The sequence below is a fragment of the Mesorhizobium sp. BR1-1-13 genome, assembly GCF_020165515.1.
In the GTDB taxonomy this organism is placed as follows: Bacteria; Pseudomonadota; Alphaproteobacteria; order Rhizobiales; family Rhizobiaceae; genus Mesorhizobium.
This window is the reverse complement of sequence record NZ_JAIUIH010000004.1, coordinates 196,049-221,443: the sequence shown is the minus strand read 5'-3', so window position 1 is coordinate 221,443 and position 25,395 is coordinate 196,049. Positions and strand designations below refer to the sequence as shown.

Sequence of the window (25,395 nt, the reverse complement as noted above, 5' to 3'; positions counted from 1 at the left end):
TGAATCGGATTACGCAACGCCTAGCCAGGAGCCCGGCACAGGAAAGGGATCGATCCAGATGAACACGCACAATCCCAACGACTTCCGCTATCGCGTCCGCCGTTCCGACGATGCCTCCGCCCGCTTCGACCGCGTTCCGCTGGCGGTGCGCACGCTGTCCAGCAACACGCTGTTCCAAGGCGAGCACGAGATCGGCATCGAGCATCACGGCGCGCTCTACCGGCTCAAGATCACCCGTCAGGGCAAGCTCATCCTCAACAAGTAAGCGTAAGGTAGCAGGACAATGGACCAGCGCGTAAAACCCGCCCCGCACGAAATCCGGCGGGCGCGGACGGACAATCCGAAAACGCGCGAGCGCGATCTGGCCGCACAGCTTGGCATTTCGGAGGCCGAGCTGGTCGCCGCGCATTGCGGCGACGATGTCGTTCGCGTCGAGCCACGCGTCAACGATCTTCTGACCGGCCTCGAAGCCGTCGGCGAGGTGATGGCGCTGACCCGCAACGAAAGCGCCGTGCATGAGAAGATCGGCGTCTACGACAAGGTCGTCACCGGCAATCACAATGCCATGGTGCTGGGCGAGAACATCGACCTGCGCATTTTCCCGAAAATATGGGCGCACGGCTTTGCCGTGGAAAAACGGGACGGCGACGACATCCGCCGCAGCCTGCAATTCTTCGACGCGGCGGGCGAGGCGGTGCACAAGGTGCATCTGCGGCCGGGATCCAATCTCTATGCCTATCAGAAGCTGGTCGCTTCGCTGGAATCATCGAACCAGGAACCGACGGTGGTCGTTTTAGGACAAGCCTCCCATGATGAAGGCGAAGCAGCGACAACCACCGCCACTCTCGACGATCTGCGCGACCGCTGGAGCCGGCTGACCGACGTGCATCAGTTCTTCGGCATGCTGAAGACGTTGAAGCTCAGCCGCCGCCAGGCTGTGCGCATGGTGGGCCAGGACTACGCCTGGCTGCTCGACAATGATGCGGTGAGGGCGATGTTCCATCATGCCGCCGCGGGCGAGATGCCGATCATGTGCTTTGTGGGAAACCGCGGCTGTATCCAGATCCATTCCGGTCCGGTCAAGTCGATCAAGCCAATGGGACCATGGATCAATGTGCTGGACGAGACCTTCCATCTGCACCTGCGCACCGACCACATTCATGAGGTCTGGGCCGTGCGCAAGCCGACCAAGGACGGCCATGTCACGTCGCTGGAGGTCTACGACGCCGTCGGCAACATGATCATCCAGTTCTTCGGCAAGCGCCATGAAGGAGAGGGTGAGCGCGACGACTGGCGCTTCCTGGCCGAAAACCTGCCGCGCATTCCAAGCCCGACGGCAGCCTGAGGAAAAATGATGGTTTCTCTATCGAGACTGATGGCTGGCCTTGGACGGATGCGTGGGCCGGCAATCGGTATCTTCCTGGGCTTTGCCTCGCTGCAGCCGGCGGGCGCCACCGAAGACGGTGCCGTCTTCGCCGATCCCACCAGGATCGCGTCCATCGGCGGCTCGATCACCGAGATCGTCTATGCGCTCGGCGAGGAAAAGCATCTTGTGGCGCGCGATTCCACCAGCCGCTATCCGAAAGCCGCTCTCGACCTGCCAGATGTCGGCTACATGCGTCAGCTGTCGCCGGAGGGTGTGCTGTCGGTCAATCCTTCGGGCATGCTGGCGCTGCACGGCAGCGGCCCCAAGGAGGCGCTCGATGTGCTGAAGAAGACGAGCATCCCCTTCATCGAAGTGCCTGACCGGTACGACCGTGAGGGCATCCTCGAAAAGGTCCGCGTGGTCGGCAAGGCGCTCGGCGCCGACGCCAAGGCCGAAGCGCTGGCCAGGGAGATCGATGCCAAGCTGCAGGCGGCGGAAAAGCAGACGGCCTCGATCAAGGAGCGCAAGCGCGTCCTGTTCGTGCTGTCGATGCAGGGCGGCAAGATCATGGCGGCCGGCAGCGACACCGCGGCCAACGGCATCATCAAGCTGGCCGGCGGCGTCAACGCGATCGAAGGTTTCTCCGGTTACAAGCAACTGTCCGACGAAGCTGTTGTCACCGCCAGGCCGGACGCGATCCTGATGATGAGCAATGCCGGGCCGCCGGTATCGGACGACGAATTGTTCGGCAACGCGTCGATCGCCTCGACGCCGGCCGGAACGGCGCGCAAGCTGATCCGCATCGATGGCGGATATCTGCTCGGCTTCGGACCGCGTACGGCCGACGCCGTCCACGACCTTGCCGTCGCGCTCTATGGCACGCAGATTACGGACTGAGCGGCATGGTCGACCAGTCGATCGCCGGGCCGGCGGAGAGGAAGATGGCCAGCGACGGTGACCGTTCCGGGCGCGCCCGTCTGATCATCGCGCTCGCCTGCGTCATGCTTGCGGCAGCGGTAGTGCTGTCGCTGACCTCCGGCGCCTCGGATGCGTCCGCCGTCAAGGTCGTCGGCGATTGGCTGTTTGGCGCAGCGCCTGGCGACGTGGCGATGAGCGCGCGAGATCGCCTCATCGTCTATGACATAAGGCTGCCGCGTGTCGTGCTCGGCGTGCTGATCGGGGCCGCGCTCGCGGTGTCCGGCGCGGTCATGCAGGGCCTGTTCCGCAATCCGCTTGCCGACCCCGGCCTTATCGGCGTTTCGGCAGGCTCCAGCCTCGGCGCGGTGGCGGTCATCGTGCTCGGCACGACAATGCTTTCTCCGGTGACCGCGTGGTTGGGCGCGCTGACCCTTCCTCTGGCGGCCTTCGGCGGCGGGTTGTCGGTGACGTTGCTGCTTTACAGGGTGGCGACGCGGCAAGGCCGCACATCCGTCGCCACCATGCTGCTTGCCGGGCTCGCGCTGGCGGCCCTTGCCATGGCACTGACCGGAATCCTGATCTTCATGGCCGACGACCGGCAATTGCGCGACCTGACTTTCTGGCAGCTCGGCTCGCTGGCCGGCGCGACATGGCAGAAGATCGGCTCGGTCGGGCCGGTCATCGTGGTGGCACTGGCGGCAATGCCGTTCCTGGCCCGCGGCCTCAATGCGCTGGCACTGGGCGAGGCGACCGCCGGCCATCTCGGTATTCCGGTGCAGCGGCTGAAATATACGGCGATCGTCGGCGTCTCGGCGGCGGTCGGCGCGTCCGTCGCGGTCAGCGGCGGCATCGGTTTCGTCGGCATCGTGGTGCCGCATCTGCTGCGCCTGCTGATCGGCCCCGACAATCGCTTCCTGCTGCCGGCCTCGGCGCTGCTCGGCGCATCGCTGCTGCTTCTGGCCGATGCGGTCGCCCGCACCATCGTGGCGCCGGCCGAACTGCCGATCGGCATCGTCACGGCGATCGCCGGCGCGCCGTTCTTCCTCTGGATTCTGCTGCGCAAGCGTGGCGTCATCGACCTGTAGGGGTGTTTCATGATCGAAGCGCGCGATGTTTCGGTGGCGATCGGCAGGAAAGGCATCGTGGCTGGCGTCGATTTCGAGGTCAGGCCGGGTGAGATTTCGGCCATTGTCGGCCCCAATGGGTCGGGCAAGACGACCTTCCTCAAGGCGCTGTCCGGGGAACTCGCGCATACCGGCCGGATTGCCATCAACGGCCGCGACCTGTCGACCATGACGCCAGTCGAGGCGGCCACGCTGCGCGCGGTACTGCCGCAGGCGACGACCTTGTCGTTTCCCTTTACTGTGCGCGAGATTGTCAGGCTCGGCCTTGTCGGAGGCCGCTCTGGTGTGCTGCCGGGCGAGGACGAACGCCTGCCGGAACGGGCGCTGGCGCGTGTCGACCTAGACGGTTTCGCCGGCCGCTTCTATCAGGAGCTTTCCGGCGGCGAGCAGCAGCGCGTTCAACTCGCCCGCGTGCTGTGCCAGGTCTGGGCGCCGGTGCTCGACGGCAAGCCGCGCTATCTGTTCCTGGACGAGCCGGTGTCCAGCCTCGACATCAAGCACCAGCTGATCATCATGAACATTGCCCGCGACTTCGCCAGAAGGGGCGGCGGCGTGGTTGCCATCCTGCACGACCTCAACCTGACGGCGATGTATGCCGACCGGATTTTCGTCATGCACTGCGGCCGGCTTGCCGCCACCGGTTCGCCGCAGGATGTGCTGAGCGACGATCTGATCGAAAGGGTATTCGGTTGCCGCTTGAGGGTTCGAGTCCTGCCGGCCGGCAATATGCCGTTCGTGCTGCCTCAATCAGCGGTCAGTTGATATTCAGCTGAGGCCGGCCTGCGAACGGCGGTTTCCTGCGCTTCCGGTAGTCACGTACCCGAACGTACGCTCCGTTCCGGTTCTCGGAAGCCACCATTCTCGACTCGGCCTGAGCTGAATCTCAACAGACCTGGTCGTGAGTTAGGCGGCCGGCGCGCGGCGCTCCAGCATGTCGATGCCGAGCAGGTTGCGCACGTTCGGACGCGCCGCCACGAGATCGGCGATCGTATAGCGGGCAAGCACCGCGAAGAAGGCGTTGAGCGCCTCGCGCAACGCGGAATTCAGCGCGCAACTGTCGACCAGAGGGCATTCCGCGGCGTCGTTCTCGAAGCACTCCGCCATGGCGAAGCTTTCCTCCGTCACGCGCACGACGTCGAACAGGTTGATCGATTCCGCGGCGCGGCCAAGCCTGACGCCGCCATTGCGGCCACGCACCGTCTCGACAAGGCCATTCTCGACCAGCGGCTGGAGGATCTTGAACAGGAAAAGCTCCGACACCGAATAGGCGGCGGCGATCTCGGGGATGCGGCTCAGCCGATCGGTATTGGCCGCGCAATACATCAGGATGCGCATGGCATAATTGGTCTGGCGGGTAAGCCGCATCTTGTCCTCACAAAGCGCCGGCGAGCTGCGATCACGCCGGATTTTGAACTTTGCTGGTGCAGCTTTGCTCCGAGCTATCGGATTCGCCGCACTGGCCTCGGCGGAATATGGCCTATACCTTGGAATAATTCCAGACTAGCTTCGCATAATAGCTGAATATCCTCGTCAACTTTGTGTGCGCAAGGCGGCAAGACGCGGCCGAATCGGTTGTCATGCGCATTTCCTCGGGTGAAACACCAGAGCGGTCCAGCGTTTGGCAGATGGCCGACCGCCCTAACTCTTTGTTTTCACGCAATTCCGCGGGGAGAGCGCCAGGCGCTTTTCCAGGGAACAGCGTTACACACCTTTCCTGGAATGCTCTAAATAGGTCCGAGATCGACGAGGAGCGGCTCCGACATGTCACAATCAGCCACGGCGTTGGCTTCCGGCGGATATGATGCCGACGCGCATGCCAAGCTTACCATACTGCGGCGGACTAAATTTGTTGCCACGGCGGCACTTGCGCTTTGCGTCGCCGTGTTCGCCCTGGCCAAGTCCTTCGAGAGCACCTATCCTTGGCTCGGCTTCGTCGCCGCCTTTGCCGAGGCGGCGACGATTGGCGGCCTGGCCGACTGGTATGCGGTGGTCGCGCTATTCAAGCGGCCTCTCGGCCTGCCGATCCCGCACACCGCGATCATTCCCGAGAACCAGAGCCGCATCGCCGACAATCTCGGTCGTTTCATCGAAGTCAATTTCCTTGCCCCCGAGCCGGTGCGCGAAAAGCTGGCCGAGGTCGATTTCTCGGCGCTCGTAGCCGACTGGCTGGCCGATTCGGAGCGTGCCGCGGGCCTGTCGCGTTTCGTCGTGCGCCTGGTTCCGCAGACGCTTGCCGCCGTCGAGCAATCGGGGCTGCGCGGCTTCGTCACCAGCCGGATGCTGGAGCAGATCGAAAAAGTGCCGCTGGCGCCGTTGGCGGCCGAATTGCTCTCGGCCCTGACCGACGATCGCCGTCACCAGAGGCTGTTCGATGAGTTCATCAAGGTGATCGGCCGATTCCTCAACGATGAACAGGCGCTGACGACCATGCGCGAAAAGATCCGCGAGGAACTGCCGTCGCTGTTCAACCTATTCAGGGCCGACGCCTATCTCCTGAAGAAGGTCGTCGCCTCGGCCGGTTCGCTGCTCGACGAGGTGAGAGCCGATCCAGACCACCCGATGCGCGCGGAATTCGACCATTTCGCGCAGGGGTTCGTCGAGCGGTTGAGAACGTCGAAGCAGTATGCAAGGCGCGCCGAGAAGCTGAAGCGCGATTTCCTCGCCAGGCCGGAAGTCAAGGCGCTGGCCGGCGACACGTGGGAAAGCCTCAGCCTGTTCATCGAGCAGGATGCCAAGGCGCCGCGATCGATCATCCGCGCGCATCTTGCCAACATGTTCGTCGAGGTCGGCCGGCATCTGGCCGGCGACGCCAAGATCAGGGCCGACATGAACCAGGGATTCGTGGTGGCGCTGTCCTCTTTCGTCGAGAGCCAGAAGAGCGGCGTATCGAAATTCATCGCCGACCAGGTCAAGCGCTGGGACCTGGCGCAGCTGACGCGGTTGATCGAGATGAACATCGGCCGGGACCTGCAATATATTCGCTTCAACGGCATGATCATCGGCGGTCTGGCCGGCATCGCGCTTTACACCGCGGAGCGGCTGTTTCTCGTCAATTGACGGGCGCACGCCATGCCCTATTCTCATGGCTGGGGCATCAACAGGGGGAGCAGATGAGCATGGCCAAACAACCGGCTTCCGATTCCTTCACGGACATGTTCGGCCGGTTCGGCCGTGACCTGAAACTGCCCAATGTCGATGTCGAGGCGATCCTCGCGCACCACCGCAAGAACCTTGAAGCGTTGGAGAAATCGGCGCGGGCAAGTGCCGCCGGCGCGTCGTCGCTGTTCTCCAGGCAACGCGAGATGCTGCAGGACACGCTGCGCGAAATCGCCGACATGACGCAAGGCTACAGAGCGCCCGGCACGCCGCAGGACCTGATGGCCAAACAGACTGAGTTCGCCAGGAAATCCTTCGAGACCACGTTGAAGAATGCCAGCGAAGTGGCCGAGCTGGCCAGGAAATCCGGCACCGAATCGGTCGACATCCTGCGCATGCGCATCAAGGAGGCGATGGAGGAAATCCGCGCCGGCTTCGAGAAGAAGTAGCTCGCGTGCCAAAGACTGATTGCCTGCCAGCCCTGCGCTCGGCGAAGGTTTGTTTGCATGCTCTCTCATCGACCCGCCACGCTGTTGCACCGGGCAAATACGGGTTGACATAGGCGATGCCAGGATTCACGTCGATTCCGGGGGAACGGAATCATGCAGGGCGAATTGACAGGAGCCGCCGGTTCGTGGTCCGGAAGCGTTGGAAGCCATCGGGAAAACAGGAATGACCGAAATACGGCCTAAGACGCCGCCGACCTACGAGCAGTTGAGGACGATGTCCGGGCAGGAGCTCGGCGTCTCGGAATGGACGACAGTCGACCAGAACCGTATCAACCAGTTCGCCGAATGCACCGGTGACCACCAATGGATCCATGTCGACCCGGAACGGGCGCGGCGGCAAAGTCCATTCCGCACGACGATCGCGCATGGATACCTGACGCTGTCGATCATCGGCGCGCTGGCGCTCGGCATGGGAATCGTGCCCGAGAACACGCAGGCCGCCTTCAACTACGGCTTCGACAAGGTGCGATTCCTGGCGCCGGTCAAGGTGGGCGCACGCATCCGGCTGCGCACCACGCTGCTGTCCATGGAGGACAGGGGGCCGGGCCAATACCTGATGAAGGCCGCCAACACCGTCGAGATCGAGGGCGAGGAAAAGCCGGCGCTGACGGCCGAGACGCTGGTCATGCTCTATGAGCGCCGCAAGCGGGCAGGGGCCTGAGCGGCGGTCCGTCAGGCCCCTGGGTCATCTTCGTCAGGCGTTCTTTGCCTGCCGGCTCGGCAAAAGGCTGAGGGCGCCCAGCGTCATCGCCGCAAAAACAGCGGCATAGCAGGCCAACGGCCACGCGGTGTCGCCGCCCAGCAGGAGGACGAAAAACGTGCCGGCAATGCCGATGATCAGGCTCTGGACGCAGAAATAGAGCGCCACAGCGGTTCCCGCGACATCCGTGAACGCCTCGAGTGCGCCATTGGCCGTGACCGAGGCGGCAAAGACGATGCCCGCCGCCATCATCCAGGTCGGCAGGATGAAGGTCGCGAAGGAGGGCGCGGCGAACAACTGCCCGATCGCCAGCATTGCGGCGCCGACAAGCAACATCGCCATGCCGCGCGCCAGGCTGCCCGCGATACCCCAGCGGCCGGTGAAGGCTTTGGCGAAGCGGGTGGTTGCGATCATCACCAATGCCGCCGTGGCAAAGGCGAAGCTGAAGCCGATCTGCGAGAAGCCGGCGCGATCGATCAGAACCCGGGGCGCCGTCGAAAAGAACACGAAGAACGTGCCCATCGCCGCAGCAAAGCCGAGCGTGTAGGTCCAAAAGGCGAAGCTGCCCAGGATCGACCGGAATACGGCGTGCGGCCGGTCGCCATTCGAGGGCTTCGTCTCATGCCATCGCAGCCACGCCTGGAACGTGGTCAGCATGGCCAGGACGGCGAGCGTGATGAAGATCGCGCGCCAGCCGAAGCTGTCGGCGATCAAGGCGCCGGCGATCGGTCCCAATGCCGGCACGAAGGCCAGCATCGAGCTGAGCAGGCCGTAGATCACCGTGCCTTCGTGCCGCTGCGCGTAGACGTCACGGACCGTTGCAAAGGTCGCGACCAGAACAGCCGATGCGCCGATGGCTTGCAGGACGCGCAGGGCAACGAAGGCTGTCGCCAACGACGTGCCGGCCAGCAGAAACGAAGCGCCTGCAAACAGCAGCCCGCCGCCGATCACTACCGGGCGCCGGCCAATCCGGTCGGAGATCGGGCCGAACACGAGCTGGCCGAGGCCAAGCGTGACCATATAGAGGCTGAGCGTCAGCTGGATGACATCAGGGGTCGTGCCAAGAGCTGCCGGCATTGCCGGAACCACCGGCAGATAGATGTCCATGGCCAGCGAGGCAAGAATGTCGAAGGGCGCCATCAGCAGCAGCGCCGACGGCAAGGAGTAAGCCCATATCGGGCGTTTTGGATAAAACATGGTCGAGGATCCGCACAAATGATGAGATTTGGCGGCGACCTGCCGGTGATTCAGAATGGAAATGACGGGGCAGATAGCCGCAACAACGAGATGTTGTCGCGGCTTACTCGTCTGCTGACTTGCTGGCTCCCATACCGCTGCCCCGAATGATCTTGCAGCCGTCCTTCGGCTGTGTGTCGTTCACCTATCAGGCGAGGACCGGCCGGGCAACCTCCAGGCTATGCAGCGCGGCAAGTCAGGGGATTTCGGGCGCAGCACCGCCGACGGCGCGAGCCGAAGCCAGCGCCAGCACCAGCGCCGCCAGCGTCAGGGCCGTTGCAGTCTGGAAGGTCACCTGCATTCCGCTGGCCGCCGCCGCTGACGTCAGCATGCCTTGGCCGCCGGCATCGCGTCCTCCGGCCGATGCGGCGGCGAATATGGCGCCCATGACGGAGGCGCCCGTAATGAGGCCAAGGTTGCGCGACAGATTGAGCAGGCCGGAGATGACGCCGCGTTGACCGCCGCCGACGCTGCTCATGACGGCGGCGTTGTTCGCTGTCTGGAACAGGGCATAACCGAAGCAGGTCACGGTGATGGGGACGACATAGCTGGCGATGCCGAGTGTCGTTATCGCCAGGGACAGGAGGAACGTGCCCGTGGCAAGGCCGAGCAGGCCCGCGACCATCATCCTTTTGGCTCCGAAGCGATCGGCAAGGCGTCCGGCAAGCAACGCCGACAGCGCTGAGACCAGCGGGCCTGTCGAGAGCACCAGTCCGGCGTTTGGCGCGTCCAGTCCGAGCCCGCGCGAGAGATAGAACGGCGCAACCACCAAGGTCGCCATCATCACGGTGGCGACGATGAGGTTCATGGCCAGGCTGGCGCTCAGCGAGAGATCGCGGAAGGCGGAAAGCTCGACCAATGGATTTTTCGCCATCCTTTGCGTCGTGGCGAACAGGAAGATGCCGATGCCAGCCGCGACCAGCAGGCCGATATCGATGAGCCCGAAACTGCCTCTACCCAGCGTCATCGCCAGCGCGTAAGCCGCCAATGTCAGGGCCAGCAGGCCCGTGCCCAAACCATCGAAGCTGGCTTGACCGGTCCGCGCCGTCCGGTTGCCGGCAGGCAAAGCACGCCAGGCCATTGCAAAGGTCAGGATGCCGAGCGGCACGTTGACCAGGAAGATCGAACGCCAGCCGAGAGCGGCGATCAGCAGGCCGCCCAAGGAAGGGCCGAGCGTGGTGCCGATGGCCGACATGGCGCCGAGCAGGCCCATGGCGCTGCCGGTTCTGGCCTTGCTCACCGTCTCGGCGACAAAGGCCAACGTCAGTGCCATCATCAGCGCCGCGCCAAGCCCTTGTACCGCCCGCGCCGCGATCAGCAGCCACAAAGCCGGCGAGAGGCCGCAGAGCACGGACGCCGATGTGAACAGCGCGATGCCAAAAAGCAGCAGCGGCCGCCGCCCGAGTATGTCGGCGAGGCGCCCGGCACTGACGATCAGGATCGTGATGGCGAGCAGATAGGCAATCACGACCCATTGCACCTGTTGGAATGAGGCATCGAATGCCTGCATCAGCGCGGGAAGGCCGACGCTGGCGATGCTGGTGCCAAGCGACGACAGCAGCGTGGCCAGCGACAGGCTCGCCAGCGCCCATCCAGCCGATGGGATTTTCTGTGCGACCGATGCGTGATCGTTGCGATGTTGCTCAGTGACTGCCACGGCGATCTCCTTTGTCGGCTTCAGGTCGAAGCTTCGAAGATCTAATCGTTTGCGTGATGTGGCGGAATGCGCAGCATTTGCATTGTATTCGTGCATCACGCGCCACATCAGTGGATTTCGTGCTAGGATCGACCCATGTCGCCGCCCGATCTCAATCTGCTCGTCGCCCTCGATGTCCTGCTGGACGAAGGCAGCGTGGCGCGTGCGGCGAAGCGATTACGGCTCAGCCCCTCGGCGATGAGCCGCACGCTGGCACGCCTGCGCGCGGCGACGGGAGATCCGCTATTGGTGCGCGCCGGTCGCGGCCTGGTTCCAACGCCACGCGCGCAGGAACTGCGCCAGAAGGTCGGCCGTGTGGTTCAGGATGCGGAAACGCTGCTGCGCCCGGCCCAGCTGCTTGATCTGCCGGGCCTGGAGAGGACCTTCACGCTGCGCACCAATGAAAGCTTCGTCGAGGAGTTCGGGCCGCGCCTGATCGCCCGTATCCAGGCCGATGCGCCGGGCGTGCGGCTGCGTTTCGCGCCGAAGTCGGACAAGGACATGGCGTCGCTGCGCGAAGCGGCGATCGACCTGGAAGTAGGCGTGGCCGGCGAGACCGGGCCGGAGGTGCGCATCCAGGCGCTTTTTCGCGACCGTTTCGTCGGTGCCGTACGCAGCGACCACCCGCTGGGCAAAGGCCCGATGACGCCGGAACGCTATGCGGCTGGCCGTCACATCAATGTTTCGCGGCGGGGCCGCGAAACAGGGCCGATCGACGAGGCCTTGAGCCGGCTCGGATTGCAACGGACGGTCGTGTGCATGGCTTCCGGTTTTTCGGCCGCGCTCGCCATGGCGCGCGCCTCGGACCTGATCGCCAGCGTGCCCGAGCGGCATACGCAAGGCGCGCGCGCCGGCATGCAGAGTTTTTCCCTGCCGGTCGACATCCCGGCGGTCACCATTTCCATGCTCTGGCATCCGCGGCTCGATGCCGATCCGGCGCAGCGCTGGCTGCGGAGTTGTGTGCGCGACATTTGCGTGAAGTCCTGATCGCGCAAGCCGCGCCGCAGCCGTCAGCGCGGCATGGCTGCCTCCAGCACCTTGAAAATCCGCTCGTCTTCGCATTGCGCAACGTTGAAGCGCAGGAACCGGCTGGCTGATCGCGACAGGCTGAACGCATTGCCGGGCGCCAGCACAACATTGGCCGCAAGCGCGCGGCGGGCAACCTCGGCTGCGTCCACTGCATCCGGCAGGCTGCACCAGAGGAACAGACCGGCGGGCTGCTCGATCCAGGGCGTGATCCCGATCGCCTTCAGCCGAGCGCTTGTCTCGATCATGGCGCGTGAGAGCCGGGCGCGCAGCAGGTCCATATGCTTGCGATAGCTGCCATCCCTGAGCAGGGTCAGCACCAATTCGGCCGCGAGCCGCCCGCCGCCGAAGGTGGTGGCGATCTTGAGGTCGGCCAGCCCTTCCATCCAGTCACGGGGCGCGGCGATGAACCCGCAGCGTATCGAGGCCGAAAGCGTCTTGGAGAAACTGCCGATATGGACGACACGTTCGAGCCCGTCGAAAGCCGCGAGCCTCGGGGCAGGGGTGTGTTCGAAATCGGCGAAGATGTCGTCCTCGACGATGGTCAGGTCCGATTGATCGGCGAGCTTGAGCAGCCGGTGCGCGGTGACCGGCGACAGGATCGCGCCAGTCGGGTTGTGGATAGCGGAGTTGGTGATGTAGAGGCGCGGCCGATGCTCGGCCAGCGCCTGCGCGAACAAGTCGATATCCGGTCCCGATGGCGTATAGGGGACGCTGACGACCTTGGCCTGATGGGCACGCAACAGTGCGTGGAAATTGAAATAGCAGGGATCGTCGACCAGCACTGTATCGCCGGGTTCGAGCAGGAACCGGCACAGCAGATCGATGGCCTGCGTGCCCGATTCCGTCACCATGATCTGTTCGGGGGAAGCCTCGATGCCATGCGTGGCCATGCGCCGCGCCAGCAATTGGCGCAGCGGCGGCAGCCCGAGCGGCGTGCCGTAGTCGGCAAGGGCCACATCATCGGCGCGCGCCACGGTGCGCAGCGCGCGACGTAGCGCTGCCTGCGGCATCCACGAGGCGGGCAGCCAGCCGCAGCCGGGCTTCAGCATCTCATCGCCCGCTTCCAGCGACTGCCGCGAAATCCAGAGCGGATCGACGGCGCGGTCGAGCCGGGGGCCGATCTCGGCCAGCGACAGCGGCGCCAGCGATCCGGCGGCATAGAAGCCGGAGCCTGGCCGGGAACGGATCGCGCCTTCCGCCGCCAGTCGCTCATAGGCCTCGACCACTGTCGATTTGGAAACCTGCATGGATTTGGCGAAGGCTCGGATAGAGGGCAACCGGGCGCCAGGCGTGAGGCTGCGCGCGGCAATTCGCTGGCGGATCGTGGCCATGACGCCTTCGACAAGGGTTCCGCTGTTATCGAATCTCGCGGGTTGTTCGTCCATCTGTACCTTCCGGCAAACCATTACAGTTTTGTTGAATTGTACTGCATTGTCTCTGGTGACGCCATGGGCATGGGCCCGATAGAGGGCGCAATGGATGGAGTGCCTGCAATGGACAAGACGACGAGCGGCTGGATGAGCGGATTCATCGGCGTGTTGATCTTCAGCGGCTCCTTGCCGGCAACGCGCGTGGCGGTGATGGATCTCGATCCGACGTTCCTGACGTCGGCGCGCGCGGTTATAGCCGCCTTGCTCGGCCTCGGGCTGCTGCTCGTCTTCCGCGAGAAGCGCCCGGAGCGTCACGACCTGATGTCGCTTGTCATCGTCGCGTTGGGTGTGGTGGTCGGCTTTCCCTTGCTGACAGCCTTGGCGCTGAAGCATGTCACCTCTGCTCATTCCATCATCTTCGTCGGCCTGCTGCCGCTGGCGACCGCGATCTTCGGCGTGCTGCGCGGGGGCGAGAGGCCGAGACCGGCCTTCTGGCTGTTCTCATGCCTCGGCAGCGCGCTGGTGGGCGGGTTTGCCCTTGCGCAGGGCGTGACTGCCTCGCCGGTTGGCGACGCACTGATGCTTGCCGCCATCATCGTGTGCGGCCTGGGCTACGCAGAAGGCGCCGCGCTGTCGCGCAGGCTGGGCGGCTGGCAGGTGATCTGCTGGGCGCTGGTGTTGTCGCTGCCGGTCATGCTGGTGCTGACCGTGGTAACCCTGCCACCGTCCTTCGCCACGGTCGGGACCAATGCCTGGATCGGGCTTGCCTATGTCTCGCTGTTCAGCATGCTGATAGGCTTCGTGTTCTGGTATCGCGGCCTCGCGCAAGGCGGCATCGCCGCCGTGGGGCAGTTGCAACTGCTGCAGCCCTTCTTTGGCCTCACCCTGGCGGCGACACTGCTGCATGAACAGGTCAGCCCCATGATGGTCGTCGTCACGCTCGGCGTGGTGCTGTGCGTGTTCGGCGCCAAAAAGTTTGCCAAGCGGGACTTGCCACGGCCCGCGACTGTTGGATGACGGGCGCGGCTGGCTAGAACTTCGTCACCACACCGATGCCGATACCTTCAAAACCGCCCATCGCCATCAGCGCGGCGGGCGCTTCCTCAAGGCTGATCTTCTTGCCGACCAGAAGCTCGGGTTTCAGCTTGCCGGTGCGGATCATCTCCATCATCGCGGGGTAGCGGTAGGCCTGCATGCCGTGGCTGCCGAGGATTTCGAGCTCGAACGCGATCACCTTGTCCATCGGCACCTGCGGGCGGGCGTGATCGCCCAGCATCAGGCCGACCTGCACATGGCGCCCCCGCCGGCGCAGATTGGCGATCGAATTGAACGAGGTGGTGGGATGGCCGAGCGCATCCATGGACATATGCACGCCCCCGTTGGTGATCTGCTTGACCGCCTTGACGACGTTCGGGGTCGTCGCCGCGTTGATGGTCGCCACCGCGCCGATCTTCCTGGCGAAGTCCAGCTTCTCTTCGGTGAGGTCGATGGCGATGACATTGGCGCCCATGGCGCTGGCGATCATGATCGCCGACAGGCCGACGCCGCCGCAGCCATGCACCGCCACCCATTCGCCCGGCGTCACCCGGCCCTGGTCGACGATGGCGCGGAACGAGGTGACGAAGCGACAGCCGAGGCTGGCGGCAGTGGCGAATTCCATCTCGTCGGGCAAGCGCACGAGGTTGGTGTCGGCGTGCTCGATGGCGACATATTCGGCGAACGAGCCCCAGGCGTTGAAGCCCGGCTGGGACTGGTGCTCGCAGACCTGGTGATTGCCGGACGTGCATTCGAAGCAATGGCCGCAGCCGACGGCGAACGGGACGGTGACGCGCTCGCCAGCCTTCCAGCGGGTCACCTGCTTGCCGGCGGCTACCACGACGCCGGCCAGCTCGTGACCGGGGACATGCGGCAGGCGGATATCTGCATCATGGCCCATCCAGCCGTGCCAGTCACTGCGGCACAGGCCTGTCGCCTCGACCTTGATGACGACGCCGTCCGGCGCCGGCTTCGGATCGGGAACGGTCTGGATCGTCGGCTCTTCGCCGAATTTTTCGAAGACGACGGCTTTCATCGGCAACTCCACCTTGCGCGCACTTCGGGAAACGATAGCCGATTCCCGGGCCGGTCAAGCGGAAATCGATTCCGCCAGACAAGTCGGCCGTTTGCGCATACGCCGATGGCGACGCTGCGCGTCGCCGAATGACGGTTACTCGGCATCGATCTGGTTTTGCGGCGCGGCGTTCTGGAAGGCCGGCAGGGCCATGCAGGCGGCGTTGATGCGCGAGATCGTCGGATAGGGCGCCATATCGACGCCGAAACGGGCATTGCTGGTGACCTGTGCCGCCAGGCAGATATCGGCCAGCCCCGGCGTGTCGCCGTGGCAGAACGTGCCGGTCTCGGGCGAAGCCATCAACAGGTCTTCGAGTGGCTTGAAACCCTCGTTGACCCAGTGCCGGAACCAGTTGGCGACATCCTCGTCGCCGGCGCCGAACAGGGTTCGCAGCGCGGTCAGGATACGCAGATTGTTCACCGGATGGATATCGCAGGCGATCATCTGCGCCAGCATCCTGACACGGGCGCGCCCAACTGCGTCGTTCGGCAGCAGAGGCGGTTCGGGCTTCGTCTCGTCGAGAAATTCGATGATCGCCAGCGATTGCGTCAGCAGGGTGCCGTCGCCCAGGATCAGCGCTGGCACCAGGCCCTGCGGGTTGACCGCGAGATAGGCCGGTTCGAGATGCTCGCCATGGCGCAGGTGATGCGGCACGTAGTCATAGGTCAGCCCCTTCATCTCCAGCGCAATCCGCACCCTGTAGGAGGTGGAGGAGCGGTAGTAGTTGTGAAGGACGATGTCGCTCATGCGTTCACCGATTTGGCTGGCCGATGGTCACTTCGATTGTGCCGATGCCGTCGACGCCGCCGGTCATCGTCTCCCCAGGGTTGACCGCGCCGACGCCGGCCGGCGTGCCGGTGAAGATGAGGTCGCCCGGCTGCAATTCCATGCCTTCGCTGCAGATCGAGACGATGTCGGAGATCGGCCAGATCAACTCGGCGAGGTCGGCGTCCTGCCGGATCTTGCCGTCGACGGCCAGCCAGATACGGCCTTGGCTCGGATGGCCGGATTTTTGCGCGGGAACCAGAGGACCGCACGGCGCGGAGCGGTCGAAAGCCTTCGACCAGTCCCAGGGCCGCGCCGCCTTCTTGGCTTCGTCCTGGAGATCGCGGCGAGTGAGGTCGATGCCGACGGCATAGCCCCAGACATGATCCAGCGCCTGGGCGCGCGGGATGCGGAAGCCCGGCTTGCCGATCGCGGCCACCAGTTCGATCTCATGGTGCAGGTTGGTCGTCAGCGGCGGGTAGGGGATCGTGGCGCCGGAGTCGGCCACCGCGTCGGCCGGCTTGGTGAAGAAGAAGGGTGGATCGCGCTCGTCATTGCCGAACTCCCTGATATGCGCGGCGTAGTTGCGCCCGACGCAGAAGATGCGGCGCACCGCAAATCGTTCGTTCGAGCCGGCCACTGCGACCGAGGGCGTTGGCGGAGCGGGGAGGACAAAGGCGGTCATGGTCTGTCTCTGCAGTTGGATGTCGGGGTCGCGGGCACCTTCTGCCGAATTAAGGGGTCGGGCAAGGCGTCGCTTTTCATAAAGCATTGGCCTGCCGGCCCGTATAAGGAATCCGGAGTTTCCATCACTTTCGCGGCGATGCATCCTCCACTGGGATAGACTATTTGCCAATAAGTCGGCCATGGTCGCGGGATTATGCTGCGGCCGGCAAACCGAAACGAGCCACATGACAGCAGCCATTGACAGCGCCCGGTTCCTGATCATCGACGATCATCCGCTGTTTCGCGAGGCGCTGCACAGCGCCGTGCAGATGGCTTATCCGGAGGTCGACACGGTGGAGGCGCGCTCGATCGCCGAGGCACTCGACCTGCTGGCCGGGACAAAGCCGTTCGATCTTGCCCTGCTCGATCTCAGCATGCCCGGCGTGCACGGATTCGAGGGGTTGCTGCAGCTTCGGACACGCTATCCGCGCCTGCCCGTGGTCATCGTGTCCGGTTACGAGGAGCCCAAGATCATTTCCGAGGCGCTGTCCTACGGTGCTGCCGGCTTCATCCCGAAATCGGCGCGCAAGAGCGATCTGGCCAACGCTATACGCTCGGTTATGGAAGGCGCCATCTATGTTCCGGAAACTTATGAGGGCCGCCCGCCCGACGCCGACAGCACCGACCGCGCCGACATGGTGCAGCGCCTTTCGACATTGACGCCGCAGCAGTTGCGCGTGTTGCAGATGCTACGCCAGGGCCTGCTCAACAAGCAGATCGCCTATGAGTTGCAAGTGGGCGAGACCACAGTCAAGGCGCACGTCTCGGAGATCCTGCGCAAGCTCAACGTCTACAGCCGCACGCAAGCGGTGATCGAGGTTTCGAAGCTTGACAATGCGGAGCTTTTCAGGGACCAGGCGGGGTTTTGAGGGGCAGGTCTAAGCCAGCAGATGGGCCAGCAGCGCCCTTAGTTGCGCGGGCTTGACCGGCTTGCGCATCAGCTCGATGCCGCCGGCCCGCGCCGCCTTGGCGACGGCTTCGGAACTGTCGGCGGTGACGATCAGTGCCGGTACCGCGCGGCCAAGATAGCGGCGGACCTTCGATATGGTGGCGGTGCCGAGATCGCCGCCGTCGAGGTGCTGGTCGGCTATGACGATGTCCGGCACCCAGTCCGTGTCGCCGAGCATGTCGAGCGCGTCGTCGGTCGAGGTCGCGGCGCGCACCAGGCATTGCCAGCGTTCGAGCAACGAGGTCATCGCCTGCAGCACCTCGACATCGTTCTCGACCAGCAGAACCTTGGTGCCGAACAGGCCGTAGCCGCGCGGCCGCTCCAGGCTTGCAGCGCTGGCGACGGCGTCGGCCGTGGCACCGATGCCGACGGGGACATCGATGTGAAAAATCGTGCCGCGGCCGACCTTCGAGGAAAACGTCACGGGATGTCCGAGCGCGCCGGCGATGCGCCGCACGATGGCCAGCCCAAGGCCGAGGCCGCCGCCGGCGAGTTCGGCATTGGCAGGCATGATGCCGCGATGAAATTCCTCGAACACGGCCTCGCGCTGGTCGTCGGGAATGCCGCAGCCGGTGTCGGCGACATCGATGCGGATGGCATCGCCGCGGTGCCTGGTGCCGACAAGGACGCCGCCCGAGCGGGTATAGCCCAGCGCATTGGAGAGGATGTTCTGCAGGATGCGGCGCAGCAGCGTGCGATCGGAGCGGACCACGGCGTTGACGGCGCGGAATTTCAGCGACAGGCCCTTCAGTTCGGCCACAGGTTCGAAATCCGACCGCAGCGACGAGAACAGCGCCTCCAGGCTGACATCGCCAATGTCGGGCTGGACCACGCCCGCATCGAGCTTGGAGATGTCGAGCAGCGTGCGCAGCAGGTCCTCCATCGTCTCCAGCGAGCGCTCGACCTGCCGCACCAGTTTCCGGCCCTCGTCGCTGGTCTGCACTTCGGCAAGGGCGGAGACGGACAGATGCGCCGCATTCAACGGCTGCAGCACGTCGTGGCTGGCCGCAGCGAGAAAGCGGGTCTTGGACAGGTTCGCCTGCTCGGCATTTTCCTTGGCGGCGCTGAGGTCGATGTTCGATTGCTCCAGCCGCCGCAAGGTCGAGTGCAGTTCCTCGGTGCGGGCGCGTACCCTGCTTTCCAGGGAGATCGCGGTCTGGAACAGCGAGAAGGCGTTGCCTTGCTGGTCCATCGAACGCTCGACGCGGCTGACCAGCGCGGCGTTGATCTTCTTCAGCCTGTCGGGATCGTCTATGTCCTTGAGGGGCACGGCAGCGCTCACTCGGCGGCCGGGCGCTCGCCGAAGGCGATGCCGGTGAAGGTCTGGTTGAGATGCATCGACCGGTATTGTTCGCCATAGGTGCCGAAGCCGATGACGTTGTTGACCCGGTAGAGTTCGGAAATCTCGCGAAAGACCTGGCGGTTGCGCGCATCCAGCCGGCGCAGGACACAGTCGAAGCCGATGATCATGTCGATGCCGCCAAGCCTCGCCTCGACGTCGAGTAGAGCCGCGCGGGTCGATTCCACCATGTCCTTGGGTTGGGCGATCGACAGCACGACACCATCGTCGATGGCGCAGAAGAACGACAGCGAGCCGTCCGCATGCATCTTCTGGATAGAGCGGCAGTAATATTCACCGCCTACCTTCACCACCACCGGATGCGAGGCGAAGCTCAGCGGCGTCAGCGTCTGCGCGACGATGCCGACCGAAGCGGCATATTCCTCGGCCGCAATGGTGGCATTGAACTCGCGCACGATGCGGTGATCGGGATCGGACGCGGTGACCACCAGCTTTTCGTCGGTGGGAACGAAATTGTCGGTCTTGAAGACATGGAAAGGGATTTCCGTGGCGACCAGCACGATGATGGCGCTGTCGGAGGTGACCCTGCCGTTGGAGATCAGGCTCGTCGTCTCGAATTTCAGGTCGTCACCGGCGGAACCGCCGAGCAGCGGTATGTCATCGAGGCCCCAATGGATGGCCGAACTCACCGCTTCCTCGGCATAGGACAGTCCGTCGATGAAACAGAGCGCGAAGGTGTTCCTGGTCCGCTCGCCGCCGATGCGCCCATGCAGCGTGCGTCTCAGATCCTCGACATCACCAGTGACCCTGTCCAAGCCCGATGACGACAGGTTGTCAACCGTGGTGCTGACCGCGGTGAACGACGCCGAAGGGAGCAGCATGGCGAGGATATGGCCTTCCTCGAGGCCCTGCGGCGTGATTTCGCCGGCAGTCGAGCAGCCGGCGTAGTGTAGCGCCGGCGCATGGGCCGCGATTGCGCGCGAAAGGGCGCCGGCCTCGACAAGGCGCTGGGAAAAGAACAACAGGGCGAAGCCGGCCTCGATGGCGGCCGCCTCCGCCGCTACCGCGCGTGCGAAGACGTCCGGGTCGGGCTCGTCCGTGGTCAGCGCCGACAAACCGCATGCGTAGCGCGTCCGTGAAACGGTCAGCGACGTTCTCCCGCATTTCCTCCGACGCTGCCTGTGCGCGGCTGTTTATGTGCTTCTTGCGCGCCAGCGTCGAAAGCCATTGTTGCCGCCAATCGGCATTTTGGCAATGGGGCGAGGGGAATGGGTGTTCCGCCCTGCCATGGCCGAAAGTACAATGATCCGGCTTTTGCGCCGCGCTGTTTTTTACGGCTTGTGCGGTGTACGAATAACGCATGGCCGAAGCCAACACCGCGTCGGCAGCGTGATGACCAAGGTGATGCCCAGGGAGGATTCATGTCGGACGTTTCGTTGATGGTGAACGGAAAACAGGTCCGCGGTGCGGCCGAGGACCGGACGCTGCTGGTTCACTTCTTGCGGGAGAATCTCGGTCTCACCGGTACCCATGTCGGTTGCGACACCTCGCAATGCGGCGCCTGCGTCGTCCATGTCGACGGCAAGGCGGTGAAATCCTGCACGATGCTCGCGGTACAGGCGTCCGGATCGAGCGTGGTGACGATCGAGGGGCTTGCCAATGGTGCCGACCTGCATCCCGTGCAGGCGGCATTCAAGGAGCATCACGGACTGCAATGCGGCTTCTGCACGCCGGGAATGATCATGACGGCGGCCGACATGATCAAGCGCCACCCCGAAGGCCTCGACGAAGCGACGGTGCGCGCAGAGCTCGAGGGCAACATCTGCCGCTGCACCGGCTACCACAACATCGTCAAGGCGATCCTCGCCGCATCGGAGGGGATGAGCGGCAAGGTCAGGCAAGCGGCGTGAGAAAGGCGTGAGGAGTGAGTAGTCGGTCCGAACCGGCGCCGATCTTCACTACTCACTACTTCCTACTCACTATTTCGGGAGGAATTTCTAATGGGCATTGAAGGTGTCGGCGCTCGCGTGGCGCGCAAGGAAGACAAGCGGTTCATCACCGGCGCCGGCCGCTATGTCGACGACATGGTGGTGCCCGGTATGAAGCATGCGGCCTTCGTGCGCAGCCCGCACGCGCATGCCCAGATCGTGAAGATCGAGGTCGACAAGGCTCAAGCCATGCCGGGCGTCATCGGTGTGCTGACGGGCAAGGAGTTGAAGGCCGATGGCATCGGCAATCTCATCTGCGGCTGGATGATACATTCCAAGGACGGCTCCCCGATGAAGATGGGAGCCTGGTCGCCGCTGGCGGTCGACAAGGTTCGCTATGTCGGCGATGCGGTCGTCGTCGTGGTCGCCGACACCAAGGGGCAGGCGCGCGACGCCGCCGAAGCGGTCGAGATCACCTACAATGAACTCGAGGCGGTGGTGGATGCGACGAAGGCGCTCGAAAAGGGCGCTCCGCAACTCCATCCGGAGGCCGAAAACAATCTGATTTTCGACTGGGAGATCGGCGACGCCAAGGCGACCGACGCGGCGATCAAGGCGGCTTCCCACGTCACCCGCATGAAAATCGTAAACAACCGGCTGGTGCCCAACGCCATGGAGCCGCGGGCAGCGCTGGGCCACTACGACAGAGCGGAAGACCATTATACCTGCTGGACGACCTCGCAGAACCCGCATGTCGCGCGGCTGGTGATGAGCGCCTTCTACAACATTGCGCCGGAAAACAAATTGCGCGTCATCGCGCCCGATGTCGGCGGCGGCTTCGGCTCCAAGATCTATATCTATCCGGAAGAGATCGTCTGCCTGTGGGCGTCCAAGAAAACCGGCGTGCCGGTGAAGTGGGTGGCCGACCGCACCGAAAGCTTCCTCTCCGACGCACATGGCCGCGATCATGTCTCGACAGTGGAAATGGCCTTCGACAGGAACAACAGGATCACCGGCCTCAAGGTCGACACGTTGGCCAATCTCGGTGCCTACATGTCGTTGTTCTCGTCCTGCGTGCCGACCTATCTCTATGCGACGCTGCTGTCAGGCCAGTACGATATCCCGGCGATCCACGCCAATGTCCGCACGGTCTACACCAACACGGCACCCGTCGACGCCTATCGCGGGGCAGGGCGTCCCGAAGCCACCTATCTCATCGAGCGCACGATGGAGACCGCGGCGCGGGAACTCGGCATGTCGCCGGCGGAGCTTCGGCGGACCAACTTCATCACCACGTTTCCGCACCAGACGCCGGTCATCATGAACTATGACGCCGGCGACTATGGCGCCTCGCTCGACGCGGCCATGGAGGCCGCCGACTATGCCGGCTTTGCCGGACGCAAGGCGGAGGCCGCCAGGAACGGCAAGCTGCGCGGCATCGGCATGAGCTGCTACATCGAAGCATGCGGCCTGGCGCCGTCGGCCGCGGTGGGCTCGCTCGGCGCCGGCGTCGGCCTTTGGGAATCGGCCGAGGTGCGCGTCAACGCCGCCGGCACCATCGAGGTGCTGACCGGCTCGCACAGCCACGGCCAGGGCCATGAGACGACCTTCGCGCAACTGGTCAACGAACGGTTTGGGGTGCCGATCGACAGCGTCTCGATCGTCCATGGCGACACTGACAAGGTGCAGATGGGCATGGGCACCTACGGCTCGCGCTCGGGCGCGGTCGGAATGTCGGCGATTGCCAAGGCGCTCGACAAGGTCGAGGCCAAGGCCAAGAAGATCGCGGCGCACCTGCTCGAAGCCGACGAGGGCGACATCGTCATCGAGAACGGCGCGCTGAAGGTCGCCGGCACCGACAAAAACGTGCCGTGGTTCCAGATGGCGCTGGCGGCCTATACCGCTCATAATTTGCCCGGTGGCATGGAGCCAGGATTGAAGGAAACGGCGTTTTACGACCCGTCCAATTTCACCTTTCCGGCCGGCTGTTACATCTGCGAGGTCGAGATCGATCCGGATACCGGAACGACCGAGATCATCCAGTTCGTCGCAGCCGACGATTTCGGCAACATCATCAACCCGATGATCGTCGAGGGCCAGGTGCATGGCGGCATCGCGCAGGGTATCGGCCAAGCACTGCTCGAAGGCGCCCACTATGATGCCGACGGCCAGCTTCTGACCGCGAGCTACATGGACTACACCATGCCGCGCGCGGACGACCTGCCTTCGTTCAAGGTCTCGACCTCGAACACGCCGTGTCCGGGCAATCCGCTCGGTATCAAGGGCTGCGGCGAGGCCGGCGCTATCGGCTCGCCGCCGGCGGTGATCAACGCCATCACTGACGCCATAGGAATCGCGGATATCGCCATGCCGGCTTCGCCGTCTACGGTGTGGGCCGCAATCCGTGCGGCGAAGCATTGAAAAGCGAGTAGGGAGTAGCGAGTAGGGGAAAAGCGTGATGCGAAGGGAAGGTCCTATTCGCTAACTCGCTATACCCTGTTCGCTCTTTCCCGAAGGGAGAGAGACAATGTACGCAGTCAATTACCACCGCGCCGCCTCGGTCGCCGATGCTGCGAAGCTCGTCACGGGCGGCGACGCCAAGTTGCTGTCGGGCGGCATGACCCTGATCCCGGCCATGAAGACGCGGCTGGCGGCCCCTTCCGATGTCGTCGACCTGTCGCGGATCAAGGAGTTGCAAGGCGTTACAGTGTCCGGCAGGACAGTCACGATCGGCGCCGCCACCACGCATTTCGATGTTGCCAGCGACGACAAATTGAAACAGGCCTGCCCGGCGCTCGCGCATCTGGCATCGCTGATCGGTGATCCGGCGGTCCGCTATAGGGGCACAATCGGCGGCTCGATCGCCAACAACGACCCGGCGGCCGATTATCCAGCGGCCATGCTGGCGCTAAATGCCACCATCACTACCAACACGCGCCAGATCGCCGCCGACAAGTTCTTCACGGGCCTGTTCGAGACGGCGCTGGAGGACGGCGAAATCATCACGGCCGTCACCTTCACCGCGCCGGCAAAAGCAGCCTATGAAAAATTCCGCAATCCGGCCTCCCGCTACGCCATTGTCGGCGTGTTCGTGGCCAAGGGTGAGGACGGCATCCGCGTGGCCGTGACCGGCGCCGGCGACGATGGCGTCTTCCGCTCGAAGGAGATCGAGGCCGCGCTTGCAAAGGACTTCGTGGCTTCGGCGCTCGACGGCGTCAAGGTGCCGGCGACCAAGCTGATGAGCGATATCCACGCTTCCGCCGACTACCGTGCCAATCTGGTCGCGGTCATGGCCAAGCGCGCGGTGGCCGCCGCGAACGCCTGATTCCTTTCTGATCCCTGTCAGGCGGGAGAGGGACTTCGCGCCCCTTTTCCGCAGACGGGCGCATTGTGGCAATCTCGCACTTGCACAAAGCGGTATTGCACTGCACTATGCCGGCGATCAAACGCGAGCCGGGTTCGGAGTGTTCATCACGACCTGCGACCCTATTCGCATGTTTCAATGCGAAGGGAGCGGCATGACCGACATCTCCGCGACGCATGTTGTGCCGCCAAGACCCGTCGCCGACAGATCCGCCAGGACAAGACTGGCCTATCTCGACGGCTGGCGCGGACTTTCGATCGCGCTGGTGCTCATTGGCCATTTCTTTCCCGTTGCAGGGATCAATCTCGGCGTGCTGGGCGTCGAATTCTTCTTCGTGCTCAGCGGCCGGCTGATGGCCGAGATCCTGTTCGTCGAGCGCTACCCGCTGAAGAAGTTCTTCAAGCGCCGCTTCTCCCGCATCTATCCTGCACTGCTGGTGTTCGTGATCGTTTCGATGATTGCGCTGTCGGGCACGTTCATCGCCTTCAAATGGAAGGCGGCGCTGACGGCGCTGACATTCACCTACAACTATGCCGGAATTCTGGTGAACCGCGCCGGCGCGCTCGACCACATCTGGTCGCTCTGTGTCGAAGAGCATGCCTACATCATCCTGGCCGCGATCAGCGCGTTCGTCGCAAGCCGCAGCCGCATCATCCCGCTGCTCCTGGTGCTGGCGGTGCTGGCCATGGCAAACGGTGCCGTTTCGTACTGGTTCCTGCACATGGATTACGAAACCACATATTGGCGCACCGACGTGCACATCGCGTCGATCCTGCTGTCGGCCGCCATCTGCCTGCTGAAGACCGACGGCAAGCTGCCGGCCCTGTTGAAGGGCCCCTATGTGGCGGTGGCGGCAGCGATCGCGGCGGTGCTTCTGTTCATGGACCCGGTACCGACCCCGATCCACTATCTGGTCGCTGTGCCGCTGCTGGCGCTTGCCGTCAACGCTCTCGATTTCAGCACGAGATTGTTTTCCGGACTGCTGTCGTCCTGGCCTATGGCGACGCTGGGCCTATGGTCCTATTCGCTCTATCTGTGGCAGCAGCCATTCTACAATTCGTCTATGAGCGAGGCAGCGACCCTTGGCTGATGCTGGCTGGGGTCTTTGCCTGCGCGCTCTGCAGCTATTATGTTATCGAGCGGCCGTCGCGTGAGTGGCTGAACCGCAACTGGTGAGTGACGCCGCAGTGTCCCTCCCTTGCGTTGCAT

The 25,395-nt window shown here is 64.0% G+C and carries 24 protein-coding genes; 15 read left to right on the top strand and 9 right to left on the bottom strand.

Features of this window, described 5'->3' with window-relative positions; translation table 11 throughout:
• Nucleotides 1–58 precede the first annotated feature (58 nt).
• Genes hemP through LB533_RS11800 form a run of 5 tightly spaced genes read left to right on the top strand, consistent with a single transcriptional unit; the run spans nucleotide 59 to nucleotide 4,170 of the window.
• On the top strand, nucleotides 59–265 hold the full coding sequence (hemP, locus tag LB533_RS11820; protein WP_023757683.1) for a hemin uptake protein HemP: 207 nt from the start codon (nucleotides 59–61) through the stop codon (nucleotides 263–265).
• An 18-nt stretch (nucleotides 266–283) separates the two neighbouring features.
• Nucleotides 284–1,345: a hemin-degrading factor gene (locus LB533_RS11815; protein ID WP_224677227.1), complete on the top strand. Its 1,062-nt coding sequence runs from the start codon at nucleotides 284–286 to the stop codon at nucleotides 1,343–1,345.
• Nucleotides 1,346–1,354: 9 nt separating this feature from the next.
• Complete coding sequence (locus LB533_RS11810) at nucleotides 1,355–2,263, top strand: hemin ABC transporter substrate-binding protein (RefSeq protein WP_224677226.1); 909 nt, start codon at nucleotides 1,355–1,357, stop codon at nucleotides 2,261–2,263.
• A gap of 5 nt (nucleotides 2,264–2,268) precedes the next feature.
• The gene (locus LB533_RS11805) at nucleotides 2,269–3,369 is read left to right on the top strand and encodes a FecCD family ABC transporter permease (RefSeq protein WP_224677225.1); all 1,101 of its coding nucleotides are present in this window, start codon (nucleotides 2,269–2,271) and stop codon (nucleotides 3,367–3,369) included.
• A 9-nt stretch (nucleotides 3,370–3,378) separates the two neighbouring features.
• On the top strand, nucleotides 3,379–4,170 hold the full coding sequence (locus tag LB533_RS11800) for a heme ABC transporter ATP-binding protein (protein ID WP_224677224.1): 792 nt from the start codon (nucleotides 3,379–3,381) through the stop codon (nucleotides 4,168–4,170).
• 141 nt (nucleotides 4,171–4,311) lie between these two features.
• On the opposite strand, the gene rirA is transcribed toward LB533_RS11800, so the two are convergent.
• Nucleotides 4,312–4,773, bottom strand: coding sequence for an iron-responsive transcriptional regulator RirA (rirA, locus tag LB533_RS11795; protein WP_140638989.1), 462 nt, complete (start codon nucleotides 4,771–4,773; stop codon nucleotides 4,312–4,314).
• 396 nt (nucleotides 4,774–5,169) lie between these two features.
• On the opposite strand from rirA, the gene LB533_RS11790 reads away from it, so the two are divergent.
• The 3 genes from LB533_RS11790 (at nucleotide 5,170) to LB533_RS11780 (ending at nucleotide 7,674) form a co-directional block, all read left to right on the top strand.
• Nucleotides 5,170–6,465 (top strand): DUF445 domain-containing protein, encoded by a 1,296-nt coding sequence (locus LB533_RS11790; protein WP_224677223.1) that lies wholly within the window; start codon nucleotides 5,170–5,172, stop codon nucleotides 6,463–6,465.
• A gap of 59 nt (nucleotides 6,466–6,524) precedes the next feature.
• The gene (locus LB533_RS11785) at nucleotides 6,525–6,953 is read left to right on the top strand and encodes a phasin family protein (RefSeq protein WP_140638987.1); all 429 of its coding nucleotides are present in this window, start codon (nucleotides 6,525–6,527) and stop codon (nucleotides 6,951–6,953) included.
• A 223-nt stretch (nucleotides 6,954–7,176) separates the two neighbouring features.
• Nucleotides 7,177–7,674, top strand: a complete 498-nt coding sequence (locus LB533_RS11780) for a MaoC family dehydratase (protein ID WP_140495716.1) — start codon at nucleotides 7,177–7,179, stop codon at nucleotides 7,672–7,674.
• A gap of 33 nt (nucleotides 7,675–7,707) precedes the next feature.
• Here LB533_RS11780 and cml read toward each other — a convergent pair whose 3' ends face one another.
• Complete coding sequence (gene cml / locus LB533_RS11775; protein WP_224677222.1) at nucleotides 7,708–8,910, bottom strand: CmlA/FloR family chloramphenicol efflux MFS transporter; 1,203 nt, start codon at nucleotides 8,908–8,910, stop codon at nucleotides 7,708–7,710.
• A gap of 235 nt (nucleotides 8,911–9,145) precedes the next feature.
• Complete coding sequence (locus LB533_RS11770; protein ID WP_224677221.1) at nucleotides 9,146–10,606, bottom strand: MFS transporter; 1,461 nt, start codon at nucleotides 10,604–10,606, stop codon at nucleotides 9,146–9,148.
• Nucleotides 10,607–10,741: 135 nt separating this feature from the next.
• On the opposite strand from LB533_RS11770, the gene LB533_RS11765 reads away from it, so the two are divergent.
• Nucleotides 10,742–11,632: a LysR family transcriptional regulator gene (locus LB533_RS11765; RefSeq protein WP_224677220.1), complete on the top strand. Its 891-nt coding sequence runs from the start codon at nucleotides 10,742–10,744 to the stop codon at nucleotides 11,630–11,632.
• A gap of 23 nt (nucleotides 11,633–11,655) precedes the next feature.
• On the opposite strand, the gene LB533_RS11760 is transcribed toward LB533_RS11765, so the two are convergent.
• Nucleotides 11,656–13,059, bottom strand: coding sequence for a PLP-dependent aminotransferase family protein (locus LB533_RS11760; RefSeq protein ID WP_224677219.1), 1,404 nt, complete (start codon nucleotides 13,057–13,059; stop codon nucleotides 11,656–11,658).
• Nucleotides 13,060–13,167: 108 nt separating this feature from the next.
• On the opposite strand from LB533_RS11760, the gene LB533_RS11755 reads away from it, so the two are divergent.
• Entirely contained in the window at nucleotides 13,168–14,061 is an 894-nt protein-coding gene (locus tag LB533_RS11755; protein ID WP_224677218.1) for a DMT family transporter, read from the top strand.
• Between the two features lie 13 nt (nucleotides 14,062–14,074).
• Here the strand turns inward: LB533_RS11755 and LB533_RS11750 are convergent, their stop codons facing one another.
• The 3 genes from LB533_RS11750 to LB533_RS11740 all read right to left on the bottom strand — a co-directional run bounded on the left by LB533_RS11750 (nucleotide 14,075) and on the right by LB533_RS11740 (nucleotide 16,604).
• Nucleotides 14,075–15,115 (bottom strand): zinc-dependent alcohol dehydrogenase family protein, encoded by a 1,041-nt coding sequence (locus LB533_RS11750; protein WP_140623320.1) that lies wholly within the window; start codon nucleotides 15,113–15,115, stop codon nucleotides 14,075–14,077.
• A 135-nt stretch (nucleotides 15,116–15,250) separates the two neighbouring features.
• The gene (gene maiA, locus LB533_RS11745; protein ID WP_224677217.1) at nucleotides 15,251–15,901 is read right to left on the bottom strand and encodes a maleylacetoacetate isomerase; all 651 of its coding nucleotides are present in this window, start codon (nucleotides 15,899–15,901) and stop codon (nucleotides 15,251–15,253) included.
• Between the two features lie 4 nt (nucleotides 15,902–15,905).
• A complete protein-coding gene (locus LB533_RS11740; protein WP_140623324.1) occupies nucleotides 15,906–16,604 on the bottom strand; it encodes a fumarylacetoacetate hydrolase family protein in 699 nt (232 codons plus the stop codon).
• Nucleotides 16,605–16,830: 226 nt separating this feature from the next.
• On the opposite strand from LB533_RS11740, the gene LB533_RS11735 reads away from it, so the two are divergent.
• Nucleotides 16,831–17,514 (top strand): response regulator, encoded by a 684-nt coding sequence (locus tag LB533_RS11735; RefSeq protein WP_224677216.1) that lies wholly within the window; start codon nucleotides 16,831–16,833, stop codon nucleotides 17,512–17,514.
• 9 nt (nucleotides 17,515–17,523) lie between these two features.
• Here the strand turns inward: LB533_RS11735 and LB533_RS11730 are convergent, their stop codons facing one another.
• Entirely contained in the window at nucleotides 17,524–18,864 is a 1,341-nt protein-coding gene (locus LB533_RS11730) for a hybrid sensor histidine kinase/response regulator (protein ID WP_224677329.1), read from the bottom strand.
• Nucleotides 18,865–18,872: 8 nt separating this feature from the next.
• Entirely contained in the window at nucleotides 18,873–20,009 is a 1,137-nt protein-coding gene (locus tag LB533_RS11725; protein ID WP_140638977.1) for an FIST signal transduction protein, read from the bottom strand.
• Nucleotides 20,010–20,315: 306 nt separating this feature from the next.
• Between LB533_RS11725 and LB533_RS11720 the strand changes: the two genes are divergently transcribed.
• The 4 genes from LB533_RS11720 to LB533_RS11705 all read left to right on the top strand — a co-directional run bounded on the left by LB533_RS11720 (nucleotide 20,316) and on the right by LB533_RS11705 (nucleotide 25,276).
• On the top strand, nucleotides 20,316–20,804 hold the full coding sequence (locus LB533_RS11720; protein ID WP_140521053.1) for a (2Fe-2S)-binding protein: 489 nt from the start codon (nucleotides 20,316–20,318) through the stop codon (nucleotides 20,802–20,804).
• A 90-nt stretch (nucleotides 20,805–20,894) separates the two neighbouring features.
• The gene (locus LB533_RS11715; RefSeq protein ID WP_224677215.1) at nucleotides 20,895–23,243 is read left to right on the top strand and encodes a xanthine dehydrogenase family protein molybdopterin-binding subunit; all 2,349 of its coding nucleotides are present in this window, start codon (nucleotides 20,895–20,897) and stop codon (nucleotides 23,241–23,243) included.
• A gap of 106 nt (nucleotides 23,244–23,349) precedes the next feature.
• Nucleotides 23,350–24,147, top strand: coding sequence for an FAD binding domain-containing protein (locus LB533_RS11710; RefSeq protein WP_140638974.1), 798 nt, complete (start codon nucleotides 23,350–23,352; stop codon nucleotides 24,145–24,147).
• Nucleotides 24,148–24,340: 193 nt separating this feature from the next.
• On the top strand, nucleotides 24,341–25,276 hold the full coding sequence (locus LB533_RS11705; protein WP_224677214.1) for an acyltransferase family protein: 936 nt from the start codon (nucleotides 24,341–24,343) through the stop codon (nucleotides 25,274–25,276).
• The last annotated feature ends 119 nt before the right edge of the window (nucleotides 25,277–25,395 follow it).

Bases quoted from the DNA above. Each gene is read 5' to 3' on its own strand.
- LB533_RS11805 (WP_224677225.1), top strand. From the start codon at position 2,269: ATGGTCGACCAGTCGATCGCCGGGCCGGCGGAGAGGAAGATGGCCAGC.
- LB533_RS11715 (WP_224677215.1), top strand. From the start codon at position 20,895: ATGGGCATTGAAGGTGTCGGCGCTCGCGTGGCGCGCAAGGAAGACAAG.
- maiA (WP_224677217.1), bottom strand. From the start codon at position 15,901: ATGAGCGACATCGTCCTTCACAACTACTACCGCTCCTCCACCTCCTAC.
- LB533_RS11780 (WP_140495716.1), top strand. From the start codon at position 7,177: ATGACCGAAATACGGCCTAAGACGCCGCCGACCTACGAGCAGTTGAGG.
- LB533_RS11705 (WP_224677214.1), top strand. From the start codon at position 24,341: ATGACCGACATCTCCGCGACGCATGTTGTGCCGCCAAGACCCGTCGCC.
- rirA (WP_140638989.1), bottom strand. From the start codon at position 4,773: ATGCGGCTTACCCGCCAGACCAATTATGCCATGCGCATCCTGATGTAT.
- LB533_RS11740 (WP_140623324.1), bottom strand. From the start codon at position 16,604: ATGACCGCCTTTGTCCTCCCCGCTCCGCCAACGCCCTCGGTCGCAGTG.
- LB533_RS11735 (WP_224677216.1), top strand. From the start codon at position 16,831: ATGACAGCAGCCATTGACAGCGCCCGGTTCCTGATCATCGACGATCAT.
- LB533_RS11750 (WP_140623320.1), bottom strand. From the start codon at position 15,115: ATGAAAGCCGTCGTCTTCGAAAAATTCGGCGAAGAGCCGACGATCCAG.
- LB533_RS11720 (WP_140521053.1), top strand. From the start codon at position 20,316: ATGTCGGACGTTTCGTTGATGGTGAACGGAAAACAGGTCCGCGGTGCG.
- LB533_RS11760 (WP_224677219.1), bottom strand. From the start codon at position 13,059: ATGGACGAACAACCCGCGAGATTCGATAACAGCGGAACCCTTGTCGAA.
- LB533_RS11790 (WP_224677223.1), top strand. From the start codon at position 5,170: ATGTCACAATCAGCCACGGCGTTGGCTTCCGGCGGATATGATGCCGAC.
- cml (WP_224677222.1), bottom strand. From the start codon at position 8,910: ATGTTTTATCCAAAACGCCCGATATGGGCTTACTCCTTGCCGTCGGCG.
- hemP (WP_023757683.1), top strand. From the start codon at position 59: ATGAACACGCACAATCCCAACGACTTCCGCTATCGCGTCCGCCGTTCC.
- LB533_RS11765 (WP_224677220.1), top strand. From the start codon at position 10,742: ATGTCGCCGCCCGATCTCAATCTGCTCGTCGCCCTCGATGTCCTGCTG.
- LB533_RS11710 (WP_140638974.1), top strand. From the start codon at position 23,350: ATGTACGCAGTCAATTACCACCGCGCCGCCTCGGTCGCCGATGCTGCG.
- LB533_RS11800 (WP_224677224.1), top strand. From the start codon at position 3,379: ATGATCGAAGCGCGCGATGTTTCGGTGGCGATCGGCAGGAAAGGCATC.
- LB533_RS11815 (WP_224677227.1), top strand. From the start codon at position 284: ATGGACCAGCGCGTAAAACCCGCCCCGCACGAAATCCGGCGGGCGCGG.
- LB533_RS11755 (WP_224677218.1), top strand. From the start codon at position 13,168: ATGGACAAGACGACGAGCGGCTGGATGAGCGGATTCATCGGCGTGTTG.
- LB533_RS11785 (WP_140638987.1), top strand. From the start codon at position 6,525: ATGGCCAAACAACCGGCTTCCGATTCCTTCACGGACATGTTCGGCCGG.
- LB533_RS11810 (WP_224677226.1), top strand. From the start codon at position 1,355: ATGGTTTCTCTATCGAGACTGATGGCTGGCCTTGGACGGATGCGTGGG.